This is a genomic window from Draconibacterium halophilum (assembly GCF_010448835.1).
GTDB lineage: Bacteria > Bacteroidota > Bacteroidia > Bacteroidales > Prolixibacteraceae > Draconibacterium > Draconibacterium halophilum.
On record NZ_CP048409.1, the window covers coordinates 125,767 to 147,704 of the forward strand.

Sequence of the window (21,938 nt, forward strand, 5' to 3'; positions counted from 1 at the left end):
TAAGTCCGGTTTAACCCGTTCTTTTGTTTCAATTTTATAGACCCAACAAATTTAACATTGTTTTGTTTTTATGCAAGGTTGCGTTTGGTTTTTTGGATATTTTTTATCCTATTATATTGCTTTAATGCTTGCGGGTAAGCATTTTGTTTGCAAGGTTTCGAAGTGGTTGTTTTACAACATCCTGCACATTTAAATCATCTAAAATGCGCATCGCTTTGTTAAAATAGTCGTTCACTTTTTCTTCGGCAATATTTTGCACTCCAATTGTTTGATACAATCCGGTAACGGCTGCAATTTTTTCTTTCGGATTAAAATCAGTTTTTTCTATCCAGCTTATTAATCTCTGTTTTTCATTTTCCGATGCTTTTTCCAAAGCGTTAATAAGTAGCAACGTTTTTTTGTTGGCCAGTATATCGCCGCCAATTTGTTTACCAAAAACGGCCTGATCGCCAAAAGTATCCAGAAGATCATCCTGCAGCTGGAAAGCTAACCCGAGGTTAATGCCAAAATCGTAGAGTTGGTTTGCCAGAGTTTCGGGAGCATTTGCTAAAAGTGCGCCAACCTTTAAACTGCAAGCTAAAAGAACAGCTGTTTTTAAGCGGATCATTTCCAGATATTCCACTTCGGTAACATCCATTCGCTGTTCAAAATCCATATCGTATTGCTGACCCTCGCAAACTTCTATTGCGGTTTTACTAAACACCTCCAGCACTTCAGGCAGCGCGTCCGACCGTTCTTCCAAAAAATAGCGGTACGACTGAAAAGCCATGGCATCGCCGGATAAAATAGCGGCATTTTCGCTGAACTTTTTATGCACTGTAGGGCGACTTCGGCGCACATCGGCTTTGTCCATTATATCATCGTGAAGCAAGGTAAAATTATGGAAGACTTCGATTCCTATTGCTGCCGGAATTGCGTGTTCAATTTTCGTGGAAAACATATTGCAGGCAAGCAAAGCCAGCACCGGGCGCAAACGTTTTCCACCCATTTCGAGTGAATAATGTATTGGATCGTACAGTTCAACCGGCTTATTTTTCAGTAGTTCTTTGGAGCGCTTTTCAATTTCAACACTCACTCTGTTTTGAAGTTCTTCTACGGTGTACATCAATCTCCCAATTTTAATTTGTCATCCGAAACAATTTCCAGGTCTTCCAGTTCAATATCTTCTTCTTCGTCGTAAATATGAAGCAGTGGTTCTTTAAAGGCCTCAGTTGTAGTAATCCGCTCAAGTCCTGATAATAAAGACGGCAGCAGTACCAGATTTGATGTTACCGCAACCAAAAGTGTCAGCGAAACCAAAATTCCCATGGCTTGCGTTCCTCCAAAATTAGAAATGGTAAAAATTCCGAAACCAAAGAACAGCACCACTGACGTATACAGCATACTCACACCGGTTTCTTTTAACGCGATCACCACCGATTTTCGGATATCCCAATTGGTCATGTTCAGTTCCTGCCTGTACTTCGCCAAAAAGTGAATCGTATTATCAACCGAAATACCAAAGGCAATACTAAAAACCAAAATGGTAGATGCCTTTATAGGAATGCCGGTAAATCCCATAACTGCTGCTGTAAATATCAGCGGAATAATATTTGGAGTAAGCGACAGAATTACCATCCTCCACGATGAAAACATGATGGCCATAAACGACGAGATCAGCAAAATAGCCAAACCAAGACTCGTAAACAGGTTCTTTAACAAATACTGGTTTCCTTTAAACGAAATAATACTCGATCCGGTAACGGTTACATCGTATTTGTCGGAAGTAAATATCGAATCGATATCGGCATTAAACCGGGCGTACAATTCTTCCATTCGCTTGGTACCCACATCCTTTACCCGGATACTTATTCGGGTATTCTGCTTGGTACTATCCATAAACGAATGTAACATTTCAGCATTTTCTTCACCCGTTGATGCATATTGCAGAATAAAATTCTTTTCGCGATTATTGGGCAAACTGTAATACCGCTCGTGACCATTGTAAAAAGCCTGTTTGGCAAATTTCAGCAAATTGAGTAATGAAGTAGATGCCGATAATTCAGGGTATTCTGCCAGCCGGTCTTCCAACTGCTCTATTTTACGGAAAGTTGTTAATTGCATAACGCCCTGTGGTTTTTTGGTGTCGACCATAATTTCCAAAGGCATTAAACCGTTAAAGTTGCGTTCAAAAAATTTCAGATCGACATAAACCGGATCATCTTCAGGAATATCATCGAGCATATAACCCGAGCTTTTCATCAGAGTAATACCGTAAATACTCACCACAATTACACCTATGGTTACAAGATATACCACCTGTCTGTAATTTTGGGTAATGTGCATCAGCTTGCGGATGGCCGTTGTTACGAACTTATTATCGAGGTGACCAACGTGGCGCGATGAAGGCGCTCCGATAAAACTAAATATGATTGGTATAAGCAGTAGCGAAAGTATAAACAGGCCAAGTATATTTAAGGAGGCGATTATACCAAACTGCCTTAAAATATCACTCTTTACAATAATAAAAGTAGCAAACCCCGAGGCTGTTGTAAGGTTGGTTAAAAAAGTAGCATTACCAATTTTAATGATCACCCGCTGCAAAGCCTTTATTTTATTCCCATGGCTCACGTATTCGTGGTGAAATTTATTAAGCATGTAAATACTGTTTGGGATTCCAATCACGATCAACAAAGGCGGAATCATTCCCGATAACAAAGTAATTTTGTAGCCAAACAGCGACAACATTCCCATGGCCCAGATAACGCCGGTGATTACAATCAGCACAGGTACAAAAACAGCTTTGAATGAGCGGAAGAACAGGAATAAAACCACGATACAAATTACCAGAGCCAACACACTGAACATATACAGTTCGCGTTTAATCTTAACCGAATTAACCACCCTTATGTAGGGCACTCCCGAGTAATGGAGAGTAACATCTTCTTTCTGTTCGTAATCATGACACACCTCCTGGATTTCGGCAACCAGGTCTTCGCGCTCCTTACTTGCCATTTTATCTTGGTTTACCGTAATGGCCAGCAAATAAGTATCAGTTTCATCGTTATAAACCAGCTTGCGGTAAAAAGGCAGCCGTTTAAATTCTGCCACATAGCCATCCAGCTCTTCCTGACTTGTAATCGTATCAGGAAAGTTATTTACAACCTCAAACTGTTTCTCTTCTTTATTTTTTTCAAGATTGTAGGTGCTTGAAACCGAAAGCAAATTTTCAACGCCATCGACTTTTTTCAAATCATCGCACAACGATTTCCATGCATTGAAATGATCGAGACGAAAAAAATTCGTGTCTTGCACACCAACAATAATCAGGTTCCCTTCCTGACCGAATATCTCAACAAAATTCTGATAATCTTTATAGGCCTGATCTTTCTTTGGCAGCAATGAGGCATACTCATACGACATCTCCACTTTTCGGGCATGATACCCCAGAAAAATAGTAATAACAGCCAAAACTGAAAGAAAGAGGATTCGATTCCTAAGGATTAGTCTGGATAGTTTAATCCACATGTTTACATTTCTAAATAACTCGACGAAAGTATATAAATTCCATTGTTTTGAGAAATGCTTCAATCCAAGGTTAAGTGAATTTAAAACTTTTTAAAATTTATCATTCCACTTTAGAAACAGCAATAAGGTGGTCGGCAGTTCTAAACAAAAGGTAATCTTTGGTAATGGCCGGTGTTGACATTACAATTTGGCTTAGTTTATTGGTTGCTAAAAGTTCGTATTCCGGCCCCGCTTTAACAGCATACACATTGCCTTCGTTATCAACTATGTAGATAACTCCATCGGCTGCCACCGGCGATGATGTGTAACTGTTTCCCCATCCAACTTTTTGCGAATACATTTCCTCTCCGGTTTGGGCATTGTAGCAGGTTAGTCGCCCGTTCCAACGTGCGTTGTAAAGGTAGTCGCCATACAACAACATGGTTCCCATATAAGAGCCACCACGTAGTTTTGCCCACTTTACATATTCATTTGAGGTTGCTCTGTCTTCTAAAGTAATATCTCCAACCGCATTTTTTTGAATAGCATAAACAGGCGAAACCTTCCCGTGGGCGCTGTTAAAATAAATGAAATCGTTGCCAATAACGGGCGATGGAACAGGAATGTCTCCTCCTCCGGACATTCTCCATATTTCTTCGCCGGTATTAAAATCGTAACCTCCACGATGTTTGTAACCGTTTACCGCAACAATATCCTTTTCACCATCGGAATAGACATTTGGAGTCGACCAGCCTGGGTATTCATCGCGATTTTGTTTCCAGATTTCGTGACCGTTTTTAATGTCGTAAGCAGCAACAAAAGAATTTTCCTGCACATCGCACTGAATAACTACTACGTTTTTATGAATCAGCGGCGAACTTGAAAATTCCCATTCGGCATCCGGCACCAAAAAGAAAGTCGATTTTAAGACACCAAAATCTTTCGACCACTGTAATTTTCCATTCATATCGTAACAATACAGTCCTTCCGATCCAAAAAATGCCACCACATATTCTCCGTTTGTGGCCGGCGTACAATTGGCATGCGACGACATAGGATGGCGTTTTTGTTCGGGAATCCCGGTGTACGCAGTTCTTTCCCACTCAATCTCTCCCGATTGTTTATCCACACAATACACCCGCCAATAGTGCATCGAACTGTCTGGCACCGAACCTATCGATCCGTAAATACCGGTTTTTAAATCTCCCTCATCTTGTTCACTAACGGCTGTAGTTACAAAAATCTGATCGCCCCAAACAATTGGGCACGAATGCCCTAATCCGGGAATAGCAGTTTTCCATGCAATATTTTTATTGGTGTTCACATCCCATGTTTCGGGCAAGTTGGCCTGGTCTAAATATCCGGAAATAGATTTTCCCCGGTACATACTCCACTGCCGCGACGGATCGACCTGCTGCGAATACACTGATAAGTACAAAATTGCTGCGAATAAAGTTAGAAACGACTTGATGTTCGACATATGGATATATTTTGTTTTTGCCAATTTAATTAATTTTGATCTATCTAAAAACCCTGATTCCCGGATGTATTCGAGAACAATTTAAATCTTTCCTGCACGAAAAACTAATTATTATCCGGCGATTGGCCAACAATAGAAAAGATAATCCACAATAATTTAGCAATGATCTACTGAAACCCATACTCCTAATTTTGGGTATAAAGGCACGAGAACCATCCTGTTTTGAACTCGCCCTTCCTTTACTGTTTCATACAAAAGATGAATCTTGTATAAAAACTAATCAACAACTAACAACATGCAAAAGACACTGGTTTATAGCTTCGTTTTCTTGTTTGCAGGCTTTTTTTCATCGGTGGCACAAATACCCGAACCCGAATGGAATAAACAATCCGGGACGAGAGACTGCGACTTTTATACTGATATTATTGAGGATGCAAACAAGGGCTACACCGTTTCAGGTGCCGTAAAAGTAGATGGACACCTGTTCGATTTTCAGCTCATACGTTTTGCCGAAAATGGCGATACGCTTTGGACAAAATCTATTGGAACCGAGAAACATGAAATTCCAAAACGACTCACGCAACTCACCGATAAAAGCTACGTTTTGCTGGGTACTTCCGCCGAAGGAGAAACACAAAGCTGCCTTCTGGTGCGTTTAGATGAAAATGGAACGGAAATCTGGCGAAAAACATTAAGCGCAGATTACCTTTCGGTGGAAGATATTATTTCGCTGCCGGAAAACCATTTTGCCATCGCCGGATCGAAGAGTGAAAATCCGGACGACCCAAAAATATGGATGGCAACCCTGGATGAAAATGGAGGGATAACAATGGAACGGTTATTCATGACCGACATGTCAGGATGTGCCCGGTCGATAAAAAAACTTCCGGATGGCGATTTTGCCCTGGCGGCGCAGATTAGCGAAACCGGCGAAAACAGTTGCGACATTGTTGCCATACGCATTAGCTACACAGGAAAAGCAAAATGGTATTCATGGATAAAAACGCCCGACCAAAAAGTATGGCCAGAGTGTATTTGTTGCTCTCCCGACAGTGCTTTTATGATTGTTGGCTGGAACGGAAAATGTTTAAACGATATCAACTCCGAAAATCCCATTTTTGATTACGATCTGGTTTTAAATAAGATCAATTCAACAGGGGAGATTTTGTGGACAAAAAGTGTGGACCGCGAAGGCTCAGAAGGAGGCAATGCCTTGACAATTCGCCCCGACGGAACATTTATTGTTGCCGGAATAAAAGCCACTTCATTTATTGGAAAAATCGGTCCGTGGTTATTAAATATCGATGCGGATGGTAACGAGCTTAACGAGAAATTACTTCGCCTGCGTTTTAATAACGACCACGCATCGCGAATTATAAACAGCTCCGATGGTGGATTTGTCGTTATCGGGCCGGGGTTGCAAGAGGAAACAAACACCCGAAGCGATGGCTGGATTATTAAATTTGGCGCGCTATAGCAGCCAGAAAAAGAATGTTGGAATATTGGAGTATTGGAATTTTAGAGAATGAAAGAATAGGCATATATCAATTGACAAACAACAATCCTTCAAGGTTTTTAAAGCACTGCGGCTAAACCACTCTTCTTTGTTCTATGCGTCTATTGTAGTTCAGAAAAACGCCTCAGCATACTTACGTTAAAAAAATCTTAGTGCTTTCGAGTCGTGGTGTTGAAAAAACAACATAAAACTAATATTTCTTTCCACCCTCATTAATCATGGGTACAAACCGAACGGGCAATTCATTTTTCTTTCGCATTTTACCTTTCTTTTTCTGTAAAAGCACTAGTTTTTGTATACTGCCTTCGCCTACGGGGATTATCATTCTGCCACCTTCAGCCAACTGCTCTTCCAAAGGTTTGGGCACATGCGATGGCGAACAGGTAACAATAATGGCATCAAAAGGTGCTTTTTCAGGCCACCCCAGGTAACCATCACCAACTTTGCAGTAAATATTATTGTACTCCAATTGTCGGAATACCTTTTTAGCCGACCTGCTCAATGCTTCAAAAAGCTCGATGGTAAAAACCGAATCGCATAATTGTGCTAAAATAGCCGCCTGGTAGCCCGATCCGGTTCCAACCTCCAAAACACGGTCTGAACGACTAAGGTTTAAAACCTCGGTCATGTATGCAACAATATAAGGTTGAGAAATAGTTTGCCCTTCGTTTATAGGTAATGGAGAGTCGGCATAAGCGAATTTTGCATATCGAGGTAAAACAAATTTGTGCCGCGGAACTTGCCGAAATGCGGCTAAAACCAATTCATCGTTAATCCCTCTGTTTTCAAGTTGTAGTTTCACCATTCTCTGGCGTTCATTAAGAAACGCATCGTTTTGCGAAACACTTATCATTGGTGCAAACACCAGCAGTATGGCAATTAAAATTCTGAACATATCAGTAATTTAAAAAAACTCTGGTTTTATAACGATGATAACACGATTAAGGTTACCGATAACTCTTCCGGCGGGAAATCCTGCAATGTAAAAAGTAAGCTGATTAAAAGATTGTGAAATAATGGCTTACTCTTACTCCTCCTTGGCCGGTTACGAATACGAATCTGATAGTTTTACTACCTTCGCAATCAACAAAAACCGAAAGAAAAAAACCAAAGGACTTGAAATTTAGTACAAGAACACGATATGGATTAAGGGCTATTCTTGAAATAGCATTAAATGGCAATGAGAATGGAATCTACCAAAAAGATATTGCCGCCAACCAAAATATATCCTATAAATACCTCGATCAAATTATCAACTCGTTAAAAGTGGCCGGCCTTGTAACTAAAGCCGGTGGCCGGCGAAGTGGCTATGTTCTGAACTGTAAGCCGTCGGAAATTACGGTTTACGACATTCACAGCGCTTTTGAGCATGGTGTTTGTGTAGTTGACTGCGTATCTGACAACTACAAATGTGATCGAAAAGACATTTGTGCACCGTTTGGCTTTTGGGAAAAATTAAACAGTCAAATTGTTCAGATACTGAAATCAACTACACTTGAAGAGTTGATGGCTGAACAGGTAAAACTCGAAGAATTTGTTCATTAACTGCGCTGCAAGTTTTTACTCGTTTTTCGGAACTAATTTAATAACCGTTCCCGGCTTATTCAGCACAACATAAATGGCTCCATCGGGTCCGGTTGACACAGCGCGCACTCGTCCCTGATTTTTTACAATTACCTCCTGATGAATCACTTTGTCTCCTTCAATCTGAAGTAAACGAACCTCTTCGTATTTTAAAGCTCCCACCAATAATTTATTTTTCCATTTACTGAAAAGATCTCCACGGTAAAAATCGAGACCACAAACAGCAATCGATGGGCGCCAATACAAATTGGGTTGCTCCATTCCGGGTTTATGAGTTACTTCTGTAATAACAGTGCCGTTATAGTTTTTGCCGTAAGTTATAGTTTCCCAGCCGTAGTTTTTACCCCACTCAATCCGATTCAGCTCATCGCCACCCATCGGGCCATGCTCGGTTACCCACAGCTCGCCTGTTTGCGGATGAATAGCCATTCCCTGAATATTTCGGTTTCCCAGCGAGAATAAAGATGGTATTGCTCCTTCTTCATCAACAAAAGGATTGTCGTCAGGAATAGTTCCGTCTTTATAAATGCGGTGAACTTTCCCGTTTGGCAAGGTAAAATCCTGCGCCTGGTATCCGGCACCGCGGTCGCCAATGGCAAAATACAAATGTCCCCACGGATCGAAAACAATCCGACAGCCATAGTGGTGGCGTGTTGTTCTGTAGGTTTCGTGTGGCGCTTCAAACAATACTTCCTCATCGGTCCATGTGTTGTTTTCAATTTGTCCACGTACAATGCGGGTCATTGCAGGAGGTCGGTTTCCATCGTAACCACTTGTTAACACATGACTATAAGCGAGGTAGATCCAGCCATTTTCGTTGTAGTCGGGATCAACAGCAACGTCCAGCAAACCACCCTGCCCTTCATTCAAAACTTCGGGTGTATTTCTTACAGGCTCATCAAGCAAGCTCCCGTTTTCAACCACTCGCAGTCGGCCCGGACGTTCGGTTATTAAAGCTGTATTTTCATCAATAAAATCGATTGCCCACGGAACTTCCAGTCCTTCAGCAAAAATCTCCACATCAATTTTATAATCAAGCGTTTCTATTTCTTTGGCAATGGGCGGTTTTTGAGCACCTACCTTATTTTCCGCTTCACGGATATACGACATAATCGCGCGAATTTCTCCGTCGTTAAGCGTTGCTTCGTAAGATGGCATTCCCAAATGCGCAATACCAAATTTTATATTTCGGAAAACATAGCCGTCTTCGGCACCAAATTGCCAAATTCCGTCGACCAAACTTGCTGCGTTTCCTCCGCCTAAATTAGCGCCATGGCACGAAGCGCAGTTCTGACCATACAATTGTGCACCATCCTGTGCATTAACAGAAGCAGAAAAAAAGAACAATAAACCTGTGATTACAAAAGCTAGTGATTTCATTACCGTTGATTTAGATTTTATTATACATAAAAGATAAGGAAATTTTAGCAATTTTGTTCAGTATCAATGAAGTGCTTTTTCACATAAAAAGTATCAACTGCTAATCATTCCATTAATTTCTTTGTTTAATAACTGAAACAGACTAATATTAATGTTTTGAAAAACAACGTAAAATAAAACAGATGAAGAATGTTGCACTAATAACCGGCGCATCAACCGGGATAGGAAGAGAGCTGGCTCATATTCATGCCGAAAAAAGTGGCGACCTGGTAATTGTTGCCCGCAGTAAAGACAAACTCGTAGCATTAAAAAGTGAGCTCGAAAAAAAGCATGATATTGAGGTTTTTGTTATTGCCAAAGATTTAGGAAAACCTGAGGCACCAAAAGAAATTTACGATGAAATTAAAAAGGCCGGTATCGAAATTGAATTTCTAATAAACAACGCTGGTTTTGGAGGTGTTGGCGTATTTCACGAACTGGATTACGAACAACACATGGACATGATCAACTTGAATATTAAAACTTTAACTGCGATAACCCGTTTATTCCTTCCCGATTTTGTTGAGCGGAACTCCGGGAAAATTCTGAATAACTCATCTACTGCCAGTTTAATGCCCGGACCGTTACAGGCGGTATATTTTGCCTCGAAAGCTTATGTGCGCTCACTCAGCAACGCACTTTCGGAGGAATTGGCACACACAAACATTACCGTTACCAACCTGATGCCCGGAGCCACCGAAACTGAATTTGGCGCCTCATCGGGAATGGACAAAACAGCCATGTTTAAAAAACCAGCCAGTGCACGCAAGGTTGCCGAAGCCGGTTACAATGCCATGATAAAAGGAAAGATCGATGTAATCTCGGGATTAACAAGTGCCCAAAAATTTATGATGGCATTTATTCCATTTATGCCCAAAAAGCTATTATTAAAAACGGTTAAGAACATGCAGCAAACCGATTAAGCTTATGAGACAAATCATTCCCTGGCTATTTTTTATTGTTTTTCTGGCGTTTTTGGTGGGGGCCAATATGTACCTGGCCAAACGATTTTTGTTTTATTTTGAACTACGATCAGCGCGCTATCTTTATATGTCTTTCGGCGCATTAACGGTTTTTATGATTGCCGGCATTGCCACAACTACCAATACACAGGCGGCTTTTGGTAATATGGTTTACATTGCAGCGTCGATAGTAATGGGATTTTTACTTTACCTTTTGCTTTCAGTTGCGGTTGTCGATCTGCTTAGTCTTTTTATAAAATCAGTACCCCGCTTGTTGGGAATCTCTGCACTTTCGCTGGCTGTTTTTGTTACTGCAGCGGGAATCATTAACGCACAGTACCGACGGATTAGCGAAGTGGAAATTCCGATGAAAGGCCTAACCAACGGAATTACGGTTGCCCACCTCTCTGATATTCATATCGGGCATTTCTGGGGGCCAAAAACGCTGCAGAAAATTGTGGACAAAACCAATGCCCAACACCCGGATGTGGTATTTATTACCGGCGACCTTTTTGATGGTAAAATCCGATTGAACAGCGAGAGTCTGGAGCCGCTAAAACACCTAAACGCTCCCGTTTATTTTGTGGAAGGAAACCACGATGGGTACTCGGGTGCTAAAGAAGTAAAACAAAATCTGCGCGAAATTGGAGTTGCAGTTCTCGAAAACGAAGTGACGCACTTTAACCAGATACAAATTATCGGGCTTGATCACATGCGCGCGGATAACGGCGACCAGGAAATACCCGAAAGAAAAAACAGACCGAGCATCCGTTCCGTTCTGGATGAATTGAACCTCTTCCCCGGAAAACCAACGGTTTTGTTGCATCACAGCCCCGATGGAATTGAATTCGCCAATCAGCATGGCGTTGATCTCTATCTTGCCGGTCACACGCACAACGGGCAGTTATTTCCGTTCAATTTTGTAGTGGGAATGATTTACAAATACAATAAAGGATTGGGCGATTATAAAGGAACACGCATCTACACCTCGCAGGGAGTGGGAACTTTTGGCCCGCCAATGCGCGTTGGCACAAAAAGCGAAATTGTACTTTTGAAACTAAAACCCGAATAAGATGAAGGTAATAATAACAGGTGCTACCGGAATGGTGGGGAAAGGCGTTTTACTGGAATGTCTCGATCATGAGTCGGTTGAAAAGGTTTTGGTAATCGGAAGAAATCCGGTTGATGTAAGACATCCAAAACTGGAAGAACTCATTCACGGCGATTTTGCTGATTTCTCCACTGTAAAAACACAACTTGCCGGTTACGACGCTTGTTTTTTGTGCATGGGAATCAGTTCAGTTGGATTAAAAGAAAACGACTTTAAAAAGATCACTTATGATTATACGCTTTCGCTTGCCAAAGAACTATTTCCGCTTAACCCGGAAATGACAATCACTTATGTGTCGGGCGAAGGAACCGATTCATCAGAAAAAGGAAGGATTATGTGGGCGCGTGTTAAAGGTAAAACCGAAAACGACTTGCTTAACATGGGATTTAAGCAGGCCTTTATGTTTCGCCCGGGAGTTATTATTCCCTTGCGCGGGATAAAATCACGAACCAAAGCCTACCAGTTTATTTATGATTACTTTATGTGGCTGGTGCATTTATTTAAAGCAGTGGCACCAAATGCAGTGGTTAATACTACACAAGTCGGAAAAGCGATGATCAACGCGGCATTGTATGGCTACAATTCTGTAATTATTAAACCAAAAGACATTATTCAACTAGCTGAAAAGTAAAAACCCATTAACCATACCATTTTCGCGTACGCCCCTGCAAGTTATTCAGCGTATCGATAGTGATATTTACATCGTTCACTACCTGAAAATCGAACATACCCACACAAATAAAATCAGCACCATTCCGAAAAGCCCAGTTAAATCCATCTTCGGGTTGAATAGCACCGGCTGCCAACACTTTAAAACCCATTACCGGAACAGTGGCACGGTTCACAAAGTCAATCGTTTTATCAGGATATAAACAAAAGAGGTTATCGTGAAAACGGTTGTGATCAGCATATTTTTTACCATCCACTTCAAACGGGAAACGATTCTCGCGCGGGTGTGCCGACCAGTAATTATCGTGATGCATGGTTTTCATGTAATAATCCGGAATAATTCCCTGCTCCTCGCAGGCAATCAGCGAATCAACCGTATGCGAAGCCAGGCCGGCAGTGTAACCTTGTTCACGAATATGATTTAACATCAGATCAATTTTATCCAGTTTATTGTCGCGCACCAGCCAGTCGCACCAGTTTCCCTGTACCTGAATAATGTCCACACCAAAATCGATGGCTTTATTAATATTCACCAGGTAATCGTTGTTATCGGCATCGGGATGTACCTGCGTGATGACCTTAATTTTACTGCCGGTAAGCTTTTTATACTTCTGCATGGTGGCATTTGTAGGAAACCCGATATTGATCGCGTTAATTCCGGCTTCCTCGGCCAACATCAGCGTTTCAAAGATCTTTCTTTCGGTATTGTAAGCCCTGAATAGCGACGGCACGTAATGCAAATCGCGCGAGTGCGCCCAGCCACCAATCAGGTTTCCACCGGCCACCAAACGGCTTATTTCGTGTGGCCCAATCTTTCCTTTCGGAAGCTCTCCTTTTAGCTCTTTGATATCTGCTCCGCCAACTTTTATTGTGGCTCCGGATAGTGTATCTACACCAAATTTTTGTGTTTCATTAAAAGCTCCCAATCCCAAAACACCCAATGCCGGAATTGTAGCCAGATTCTTTAAAGCTTCGCGACGGGATTTTACAGCAGTTGATTTTTCACCCGGTTCTTTCTTCTTCGGAAAAAATAAAAGCGCATACAATCCCCAGCCTTTCTCTTTCAAAACAAGCAAAACGAGCAAAGCCAGCGCCTCAATTACATTTTTATTTACGATGTAAAGGCTTCCTTCGGTATTGGCCAGCAATGAACCACCAAATGGCGGATGTGCAAAATAGTAGAGCAAAAGCAAAAGAATGCCTGAAACAGCAGAAATCCGAATCGCCAAACCAAGAGTGAGACCCAGCCCAATTAGAATTAACGCCGCCATATTTAGTGGATCGACGACATTCATAATTCCTTCAGAACTGCCCATCCACTGATACAAGCCAGATAATGGCCCTGTTGAGCTCGATAAATATCCGGCGGCACTCCAGTTTCCATCTGCTAATTTTGCTATTCCTTCGTACAAAAAGTGCCATCCTATGGCCACTCTAAAAATTGTGATACTGAGTTTTTTCCAGTTCATATAGCAGATCTTTTAGTTACTAAAATTATAGGTCCCCGATCCAATTTCCAGCACCAGTTCGTTTGGGGATTTCGAGACAATTTTCACCTCGTCGCTTCCATCGGCAACAAAATCTGGTCCCGGCAAAATTACTGTTGCCGTGCATCCCACGGGAACCGTGACATCAACATTCAGTTTCCCCTCCTCCAGCTGCCATTCTATGCCGGCCTTTCCATAAGGTGTTTTGTTATAATATTTGGCAAGTTCCATTTCATCAACCGGTTGCGGATGAAAAATAATGTGACGATATCCCGGGTTATTTTCATCAGCCTGCATTCCTGCCAGCTTGCGATACAACCAAACCAATCCACCGCCAAACATCGGGTGATTGTGCGAACCATCTGTATTCCATTGCTCCCAACTTGTTGTAGCTCCAAGTGTTAACCAACGGCCGTAACCGGGCTCTTCTTTTTTGTTTATCGCCTCGTAAGCCAGCTCGTGCATACCGTTTTCCGTAAGCACTTCGAAAAAGAACTGCGTTCCGAAAATTCCTGTATCCAAATGTCCTTTATTCTTTTTAATATTCTCTTTCAGTGCTTTTATTACCCGGTGATATTCGGATTCGGGCACGCCCATTTTTAGGGCGAAAATATTTGCTCCTGAATTTCCATAAGTTCCTTTTTCATCATCGAAAAATCGTTTATGAAAGGCTTCTTTTGTTCTTTCGGCCAACTTTGCAAATTTTCTTGCTTCATTTCTATTCCCTAATGCCTCAGCAGTTTTTGCGGTAATATCGGCACAGCGCCAAAAATAGAACGTATGTACCAGGCTATCAGGTGGAAGATCGCCGGGTGTAACCCATTCACCCAGGTTAAACCATCGCAAAACATCGCCGTTAAGGCCAACACGTTGCGAGTTCATTATTCCCTCATCGTCAACCCAGGTTTGCATGTAGCGCACATATTCCTTCATTGGTTCGTAAGCCTCTTCCAGCATGTCCACAGCACCGTAATGCACATAAAACTCCCAGGGCATAATATTTACAGCCGCTCCCCAGGCAACTCCGCCGCCACAACCGGGTTGCCACGGTGCGCCATTTGGTACATAACCGGTTTCAACATTTTGAGCGCCGATAATATCCTGAATCCATTTGTAGTAAAAGTTTTGCGCATCGAAGTTGTGCATCACGGTAACACACGCCACCTGCCCGTCGCCTGTGTATGGCGAACGTTCGCGGTGCGGGCAATCGCTGGCAATACCGCCGTGCATGTTATCGGTCTGACTGCGTTTCCAAATCTTATTAACCCGGTTAAAAAGCGGATTTGAAGTTTCGAAATGGGCCGACTCTTCAATGTAGGTATTTATCACTTCAGCGCATATATTTTCGGGCTCCAGTATACCCGGCCAGTTTACAATTTCCACTTCACGAAAAACAAACCAGTTAAAACGTGCCGCATAATTTTCTTTTCCTACGCCCTTAAAAATATATGAATTATCACCCGAGTAAGTATTTGACAAATACTTGATTTCGATTTTGTGTCCTTCGGGACCTTCCACATCTTTTAGCCTTGCCCAGCCCGAAATTTCTTCTCCAAAATCGACTTTATAGTTGCCGTTATACATTTTTTCAATCCGGATAGGTTCAAGCGTTTCATAAACTTTATCGGCGTGTGCCGTATGCGCCACCAACTTTCCTTCAGGCGCTTTTCTAAGAACAGCATTTTGCCACAATGAATCATCAAAATCGGGAGAACACCAGCCATCCTGTTCCAGTCGCGCATCGTAATGTTCGCCGTAATAAACCATATCCATTAAAATCGGGCTTTTAGCTGCCTTCCAGCTTTCATCGCTTACCAGAACATCCTCAGTTCCGTCGGTGTAGGCTACATGAACCTGCAACAAAAAACGCGGAGAACCATAACCTAAAGCCCAATGTTTAGCTGGATTATAAAAACCGTTTCCTAGGATCGCCCCAAAAGTATTTGCCCCGGTATTTAACTTGTCAGAAATATCATAAGCCAGGTACATCACTTTGTATTCCCTAAAGTTATCATCAAGCGGAATATATTGTTGCGTGAGTGCTGGTCGCTTTCCGTAGTTAGTTTGATTGGGAACCAGCACATCGTTGCCAATTTTTTCGCCATTCAGATAAAGCTCAAAATAACCCAATCCGGTAACATATGCCACAGCTTTTTCAACCTGTTTATCTGCGTTAAATTCTTTGCGTAAAAGAGGTGCCGGAGGCGGAAGTTCTTCCGGCAAGTCAACTGCCGGTGAATTAGGCTTTGGTAAAGCCGCCTCTCCCTGCCAGGGTGCGCCAATCCATTTTGCCTGCCAGTCTTTTTCATCAAGCAATCCCATGTGCCAAAATGCAGGCTCGCTCCATTCCGAGACCTCTCCGTTTTTATCCCAAACACGCACCTGCCACCAGCAATCCTGCCTTGAAATCAATTCTTCTCCGTCGTACTCCACGCGGTTTGATTGCTCACTTTCAACCTTTTTACTATCCCATAAATCGGGCGTTTCTAGCTTTTCTTTTGTAGTGGCCACCCGAATCTGAAAGGCCGTTTGAAATTGCCCTCTTTCGCCTTTTTCGGCTACATTAATCCATGCTAAACGCGGTTGCATAACATCAACAACCGGGGGATTTTTTAAGTATTCGCAAGTTAATTGTGTGGGGCGGATTTTAGCGTTCGACAAAAAACTGTTAATTGATAAAAAACAAAATAACAGTAGTAGGTTTTTCATAGTTTTAGGTTTTGTTGAAATCGTTTAAATATACCAATAAGTTTATAATGCCTGATTTAAGATTTGAAAAATTTCGTTTGTTTTATGTCTGCATTTTCTACATTTGTCCTTCTTAAAACAAAAAAGACGTAGAATGAGCAGAGATTTTTCGCCCACAAAATACATCCTGAAGTCGGTTAAAACAGGCAGGGAGTTTAAAGATGAAGGCTGGATGCTGGATGCTCCGGGTGAAGCTGAACCGACATTAATTCGTGCTATTTACGATAAAAAACAAATTGATGTAAAAGACGATTCGTGGGGCTTATATAAATTTGCCGACTGGTTACCAATTGGCCGGATGCTTGAAGGATCATCAGCACCGGTTACCTACAAAAGCCAGGGTTTGGCAAAAGAATTGGGGCTCGAAAATCTTTGGATCACATTTAGTGGCTACTGGCCTGAAAAAGGCACAAACATGAAAACGGCGTCGTTTAAAGAAACCGAAGCTTATTCGGTTGGCGGACGCATGACTGAAGATATGAACCAGGTTTTGGTGGTTGCTTCGGCCGGAAATACTTCGCGTGCTTTTGCCCGTGTTTGTTCTGAAAATAACATCCCACTTATTATTTGCGTTCCGGAAGACAACATCAGCGCACTTTGGTTCGACGCACCAATAAATGATTGTGTAAAACTAATTTGCAGCAAATCGGGCAGCGACTATTTCGACGCCATTCACTTATCGAATATTGTGGCTGGAATGGAAGGTTTTGTTGCTGAAGGTGGCGCCAAAAACGTGGCCCGCCGCGACGGAATGGCAACCACAATGCTTTCGGCAACTACAACAATTGGTGAAATTCCTGATTATTATTTTCAGGCAATTGGTAGCGGGACCGGAGCAATTGCAGCCTGGGAAGCCAATTTACGTTTGATCGAGGATGGACGATTCGGTAACAAAAAAATGAAACTGATGGTTTCGCAGAATTCGCCATTTACACCCATCCATGATGCATGGAAAGCCGATTCACGTGCCATGTTATCACTGGACGACAATCTGGCACGCGAGCAGGTGGAAAAAATAGTAGCGAAAGTTTTATCAAACCGAAAACCACCCTACCCTGTTGCAGGTGGTTTATATGATGCCATGAAAGATGCAGGCGGCGATGTTTTATTGGCTTCAAATCAGCAGGCAGCAGAAGCAGGAAAACTGTTTCTCGAATCGGAAGGAAATGATATTCATCCGGCATCGGCCATTGCAACTGCAACTTTAATTGATGCTGTTAAGAATAAAACCGTTAAAAAGGATGACCTGATTATGCTGAATATCACAGGTGGCGGCGAAGCGAAATTCAAAGCTGAAAATGATCTGTTCTTCTTAAAACCGGAAATCGTTTTCGATATAAATCCAAACGAAGAAGAGGTAAAAGAAAAAGTGGAAAAGCTGTTTTAACGGAGAGATTATCCAATGCGCCGGAGGGATGCATTTTTATCCCGAACTAGCTTTCCCCGGTACTACCCGTAAAATCCGATGTACTAAAATTTTGGAATGCACCTAAACGAATAGAATTTTCTGCCTGCTGGCGGCCTTCATCTTTGCCTTAAAGCAAAGACGAAGCAGAAAATTCAAGGCTGCTTTTGATCTTCACCTTCCGTTTTCATAAAACCTAAGTTCGGACGGGTGATCTCCTCGCTCACTCGGAGCTTCCCGCTCTCACTAAGGTTCTATTTCAACTCCAGGCAAAGCCCAAAAGAGGCCGTTCCACTATTGTAACGTCAGCTTCATCGAAGCCTGGCCTCGTGCGGTGAGCCGGAAAACAAGCGGTGATGGCGTTAAAAATTACTGTTGTTTGAAGAGGTACGACTGCCTGTCCCGATCGTAGCATCGGGAAGTTTCAGTAATTTTAGCTGGCAACGCGTACCTGCCTGCCGGTAGGCAGGGCTTTTCTGAGGGAAGCGGGCGCAGCCTTGAGTTTTTTGTTTACTTATTGCCTCAAGACAAAAAGTAAAATCCGTCCGATACAAAGTATATTTCTGGAGTGGGTGCCTGCATTCAATATTGAAACTACTGGAGCAAAACATTTATCTCGCTAGCTCCACCGAAAATATCAGGTGATCCCTTTTCCACTCTTACCTGTACCATCGCAAATACGGGTTTTTTATTGCCAGAATTGGAGCAAGTCCAAATAAATTCTAGTTTTTGCACGTTTTGTTTTATTCTTAATTAGGTACAAAAATTAAATTTGCTGTCTCTTAAAGTAGAAAACATTTAATTCCACTACTATGATAAAAAGATCATTTTTGACACTAACTTTATTCTCAATCGCACTGATTACACTTGTTTCGTGCAACAATTACACCGACTATTCCAATGTGCCTTATGAGGAACCCAACCCAAAACCCTGGGAAGACCCGGGAATTTACCAGGTAAACAAAGCGGAGCCACATGCTCACTTTATTCCTTTTAAATCAGCCGAGCAAGCACGTAGCGAAGACAAATGGGAGTCGCCACTGCTCAAATCCCTTAACGGAACATGGCAATTCCACCTGGCACAAAACCCATCGGAACGCCCGTTTTGGTTTTTTAAGAATGATTTTGATACGCGTGAATGGGACGAAATTCAGGTGCCTGCCAACTGGGAAGTGGTTGGATTTGATTACCCGATTTACACCAACGTAAAATACCCGCACGAAAAAACTCCTCCCTTAATTCAGGAGCATTATAATCCGGTAGGATCGTACAAACGCACTTTTGTAGTTCCTGCTGAATGGGATGGTAGCGAAATCATCGCTCATTTTGGTGCCGTTTCGTCGAATATGAACCTTTGGGTGAACGAACAATACGTGGGTTACAGCGAAGACAGCAAAACACCTGCTGAATTTAATATCACCGAATATTTAGTGCCGGGAGAAAATACCATGGCCGTTGAGATTTTCCGTTGGAGCGATGCATCTTATCTGGAAGATCAGGATTTCTGGCGCTTAAGCGGAATCACACGCGATGCCTACCTTATTGCACGAGGCGAGCAAGCCTTAAAAGATTTCCGCGTTGGTTCTAATCTTGACGATACCTATACAAATGGTTTGTTTTCTCTGGACCTCGAACTGGCAAACAGCGGTAATTTAACTGTTGAAGCTGTCCTTTCGGATAACGAAAATGTGGTGGAAGAATTTTCGGAAACTACCGATGGAACAGCTGTTAGTTTTGAAACTGAAATTCCAAACGTAAAACAGTGGTCTGCCGAAATTCCAAATCTTTACGAACTGGTAATCACCCTGAAAAATGGAGATGATGTAGTTGAAGTAATCCGTCAGGATGTTGGTTTCCGACGCATTGAAATTATCGATGCTACACTTCGTGTAAATGGAAAATACGTTTACATAAAAGGAGCCAACCTACACGAACATAACGATAAAACCGGCCATGTTCAGGACAAAGAAACCATGTTGCTGGATATTAAAACCATGAAAGAAAACAACCTGAATGCAGTTCGCACATCGCACTATCCACAACCTGAATTGTGGTACGAGCTCTGCAATAAATATGGTTTGTACATTGTTGACGAAGCAAACATCGAATCGCACGGGATGGGCTATGGAGAAGAATCGTTGGCGAAAAATGAAGATTGGAAAGAAGCCCATTTGTACCGCACAAAAAATATGTTTGAACGCGATAAAAACCAACCTTGTGTGGTAATTTGGAGTTTGGGTAACGAAGCCGGAAACGGTGTAAACTTTAAGGCTACTTACAATTTCCTGAAATCGGCAGACATTACCCGCCCGTGCAATACGAACAGGCACACGGCGGCGAGAACACTGATATTAACACTCCAATGTATATGCGCATTGAACGCATGGAGCAATTTGCCAAAGAAAAAGCCGACAAGCCTTTAATTCAGTGTGAATATGCACACGCCATGGGTAACAGCGTTGGTAACCTGCAGGATTACTGGGATGTGATTGAAAAATACGATGTCCTGCAAGGTGGTTTTATCTGGGACTGGGTTGACCAGGGCTTGTGGACTACAAACGATGAAGGCGAAGGATTTTGGGCTTACGGAGGCGACTTTGGCCCCGATACAGTTCCTTCAGATGGGAACTTCTGTAACAACGGGTTGGTTGATCCCGACCGTACTGTAAAACCACATCTGTTGGAAGTTAAGAAAGTTTACCAATACATTGGCTTCGATGCTGTTGATCTGAAAAAAGGCATTATCTCGATCGAGAACAAATACGCATTTATGGATCTGTCAGCTTTCGATTTTGTTTGGGAAGTTACAGCTGATGGAAAAGTTGTAGACAACGGAACACTTGAAAACATTGATCTTGCGCCGGAAGAAAGTAAAAACATTAGCATCGGTTTTGATGTACAACCGGAAGCCGGTATTGAATATTTCCTGAATGTTCATGCAAAACTAAAAGAAGACTGGAGCCTTGTTAAGGCCGGTTGGATTTTGGCTGAAGAGCAATTTGAAATCCCATTTGTTGTTCCAACAACCTTAGAATACAAAATTCCTCAGATGCCGGACGTAAATCTGGAAGAAACAGATGAAACAGCAACGGTATCGGGAGAAGGATTCACGGTAACTTTCGATAAACAATCAGGAATTATTTCAAGCCTTAAAAAAGGAGAAACTGAAATGTTGATTAGTGGTCCAATACCTAATTTCTGGCGCGCACCAATCGACAACGATTTTGGTAACAACCTGCACAAACGAAGTCGTGTTTGGCGAAAAGCCGGTGAAAACAGGAAAGTTGTCGATGTTTCGGTAAAAGTGCTACGGAATAATGCTGTTGAAATTGTTTTTGATTTTGATTTAATCAACGAAGAAAACGCAAAAATTGCTTCGTACAAATCGATTTACACAGTATATGGCAATGGCGATATTATGGTTGAAAACAACTTTAAAATGACTGCCGATGAATTGCCGGAAATCGTTCGGATGGGAATGAACCTGGTAATGCCACGCAAATTCGACCAAATGAGCTGGTTTGGACGTGGCCCGCAGGAATCTTACTGGGACAGGAAAACAGGCGCCTTTGTAGGTTTGTACAGTGGCAGTGTTGCCGATCAGTACTGGGCTTATTTGCGCCCACAAGAAAACGGAAACAAAACTGATGTTCGCTGGATGACCATCACCGACGATACCGGTAACGGCCTGTTATTCTCGGGAATGCCATTGCTGGAAGTTAGTGCGCACCACAATATTATGGAAGACTTTGAAAGTTCCGAGCGTACCGACGGCCGTCAGGTTCCGGGAGTAGAGGTAGTGAACCGCCATATCGACGATGTAAAAGCACGCGACCTGACTTCTGTTAACATCGATTACAAACAAATGGGTGTTGGTGGCGACAACAGTTGGGGCGCTCGCACACACGACGAATATCGCCTCACCAAAAAAGAATACAGCTACGCATTTAAAATCAGCTTTATCTCTGTTGAGGAAGATCCTGCCAAAAAGGCAAGGATGAACTATTAAAAAGAAATTTAAAATATTAAATTTAAAGGCGTAGCGGCAACCAGAAGTGTCACTACGCCTTT

Annotated in this window: 15 protein-coding genes; 8 read left to right on the forward strand and 7 right to left on the reverse strand. The window is 42.3% G+C overall.

The genetic code is table 11. From position 1 onward, the window contains the following. Positions 1-121: 121 nt before the first annotated feature. The 3 genes from G0Q07_RS00345 to G0Q07_RS00355 form a co-directional block, all read right to left on the reverse strand. Positions 122-1,105: a polyprenyl synthetase family protein gene (locus tag G0Q07_RS00345; protein ID WP_163348842.1), complete on the reverse strand. Its 984-nt coding sequence runs from the start codon at positions 1,103-1,105 to the stop codon at positions 122-124. Further along, positions 1,105-3,507: an efflux RND transporter permease subunit gene (locus G0Q07_RS00350; RefSeq protein ID WP_163344153.1), complete on the reverse strand. Its 2,403-nt coding sequence runs from the start codon at positions 3,505-3,507 to the stop codon at positions 1,105-1,107. Before G0Q07_RS00350 ends, G0Q07_RS00345 begins: the two co-directional genes overlap by 1 nt. 100 nt (positions 3,508-3,607) lie before the next feature. Then, on the reverse strand, positions 3,608-4,966 hold the full coding sequence (locus tag G0Q07_RS00355; RefSeq protein ID WP_163344155.1) for an outer membrane protein assembly factor BamB family protein: 1,359 nt from the start codon (positions 4,964-4,966) through the stop codon (positions 3,608-3,610). Positions 4,967-5,261: 295 nt separating this feature from the next. Between G0Q07_RS00355 and G0Q07_RS00360 the strand changes: the two genes are divergently transcribed. Continuing rightward, positions 5,262-6,443, forward strand: coding sequence for a hypothetical protein (locus G0Q07_RS00360; RefSeq protein ID WP_163344157.1), 1,182 nt, complete (start codon positions 5,262-5,264; stop codon positions 6,441-6,443). Positions 6,444-6,672: 229 nt separating this feature from the next. On the opposite strand, the gene G0Q07_RS00365 is transcribed toward G0Q07_RS00360, so the two are convergent. Further along, complete coding sequence (locus tag G0Q07_RS00365; protein ID WP_163344159.1) at positions 6,673-7,377, reverse strand: protein-L-isoaspartate(D-aspartate) O-methyltransferase; 705 nt, start codon at positions 7,375-7,377, stop codon at positions 6,673-6,675. A gap of 221 nt (positions 7,378-7,598) precedes the next feature. Here G0Q07_RS00365 and G0Q07_RS00370 point away from each other — a divergent pair, with 221 nt between their 5' ends. Next, a complete protein-coding gene (locus G0Q07_RS00370; RefSeq protein WP_163344161.1) occupies positions 7,599-8,027 on the forward strand; it encodes an RrF2 family transcriptional regulator in 429 nt (142 codons plus the stop codon). Between the two features lie 15 nt (positions 8,028-8,042). On the opposite strand, the gene G0Q07_RS00375 is transcribed toward G0Q07_RS00370, so the two are convergent. Next, entirely contained in the window at positions 8,043-9,446 is a 1,404-nt protein-coding gene (locus G0Q07_RS00375; protein WP_163344163.1) for a PQQ-dependent sugar dehydrogenase, read from the reverse strand. 182 nt (positions 9,447-9,628) lie between these two features. Between G0Q07_RS00375 and G0Q07_RS00380 the strand changes: the two genes are divergently transcribed. Genes G0Q07_RS00380 through G0Q07_RS00390 form a run of 3 tightly spaced genes read left to right on the forward strand, consistent with a single transcriptional unit; the run spans position 9,629 to position 12,189 of the window. Next, positions 9,629-10,408 (forward strand): SDR family NAD(P)-dependent oxidoreductase, encoded by a 780-nt coding sequence (locus G0Q07_RS00380; RefSeq protein WP_163344165.1) that lies wholly within the window; start codon positions 9,629-9,631, stop codon positions 10,406-10,408. 4 nt (positions 10,409-10,412) lie between these two features. After that, positions 10,413-11,519, forward strand: coding sequence for a metallophosphoesterase (locus G0Q07_RS00385; RefSeq protein WP_163344167.1), 1,107 nt, complete (start codon positions 10,413-10,415; stop codon positions 11,517-11,519). Between the two features lies 1 nt (position 11,520). Continuing rightward, on the forward strand, positions 11,521-12,189 hold the full coding sequence (locus tag G0Q07_RS00390) for an NAD-dependent epimerase/dehydratase family protein (protein WP_163344169.1): 669 nt from the start codon (positions 11,521-11,523) through the stop codon (positions 12,187-12,189). 7 nt (positions 12,190-12,196) lie between these two features. Here the strand turns inward: G0Q07_RS00390 and G0Q07_RS00395 are convergent, their stop codons facing one another. Together G0Q07_RS00395 and G0Q07_RS00400 are read right to left on the reverse strand one after the other, a co-directional pair. Next, complete coding sequence (locus tag G0Q07_RS00395) at positions 12,197-13,696, reverse strand: DoxX family membrane protein (RefSeq protein ID WP_163344171.1); 1,500 nt, start codon at positions 13,694-13,696, stop codon at positions 12,197-12,199. A 12-nt stretch (positions 13,697-13,708) separates the two neighbouring features. Then, complete coding sequence (locus G0Q07_RS00400) at positions 13,709-16,423, reverse strand: family 78 glycoside hydrolase catalytic domain (RefSeq protein WP_163344173.1); 2,715 nt, start codon at positions 16,421-16,423, stop codon at positions 13,709-13,711. Between the two features lie 133 nt (positions 16,424-16,556). Between G0Q07_RS00400 and G0Q07_RS00405 the strand changes: the two genes are divergently transcribed. The 3 genes from G0Q07_RS00405 (at position 16,557) to G0Q07_RS20540 (ending at position 21,876) form a co-directional block, all read left to right on the forward strand. After that, a complete protein-coding gene (locus G0Q07_RS00405) occupies positions 16,557-17,849 on the forward strand; it encodes a cysteate synthase (RefSeq protein WP_203532628.1) in 1,293 nt (430 codons plus the stop codon). Between the two features lie 830 nt (positions 17,850-18,679). Then, positions 18,680-20,290, forward strand: coding sequence for a glycoside hydrolase family 2 TIM barrel-domain containing protein (locus G0Q07_RS20535; protein ID WP_246222955.1), 1,611 nt, complete (start codon positions 18,680-18,682; stop codon positions 20,288-20,290). After that, the gene (locus G0Q07_RS20540) at positions 20,179-21,876 is read left to right on the forward strand and encodes a beta-galactosidase small subunit-related protein (protein ID WP_246222956.1); all 1,698 of its coding nucleotides are present in this window, start codon (positions 20,179-20,181) and stop codon (positions 21,874-21,876) included. The genes G0Q07_RS20535 and G0Q07_RS20540 overlap by 112 nt, the downstream gene beginning before the upstream one ends. The last annotated feature ends 62 nt before the right edge of the window (positions 21,877-21,938 follow it).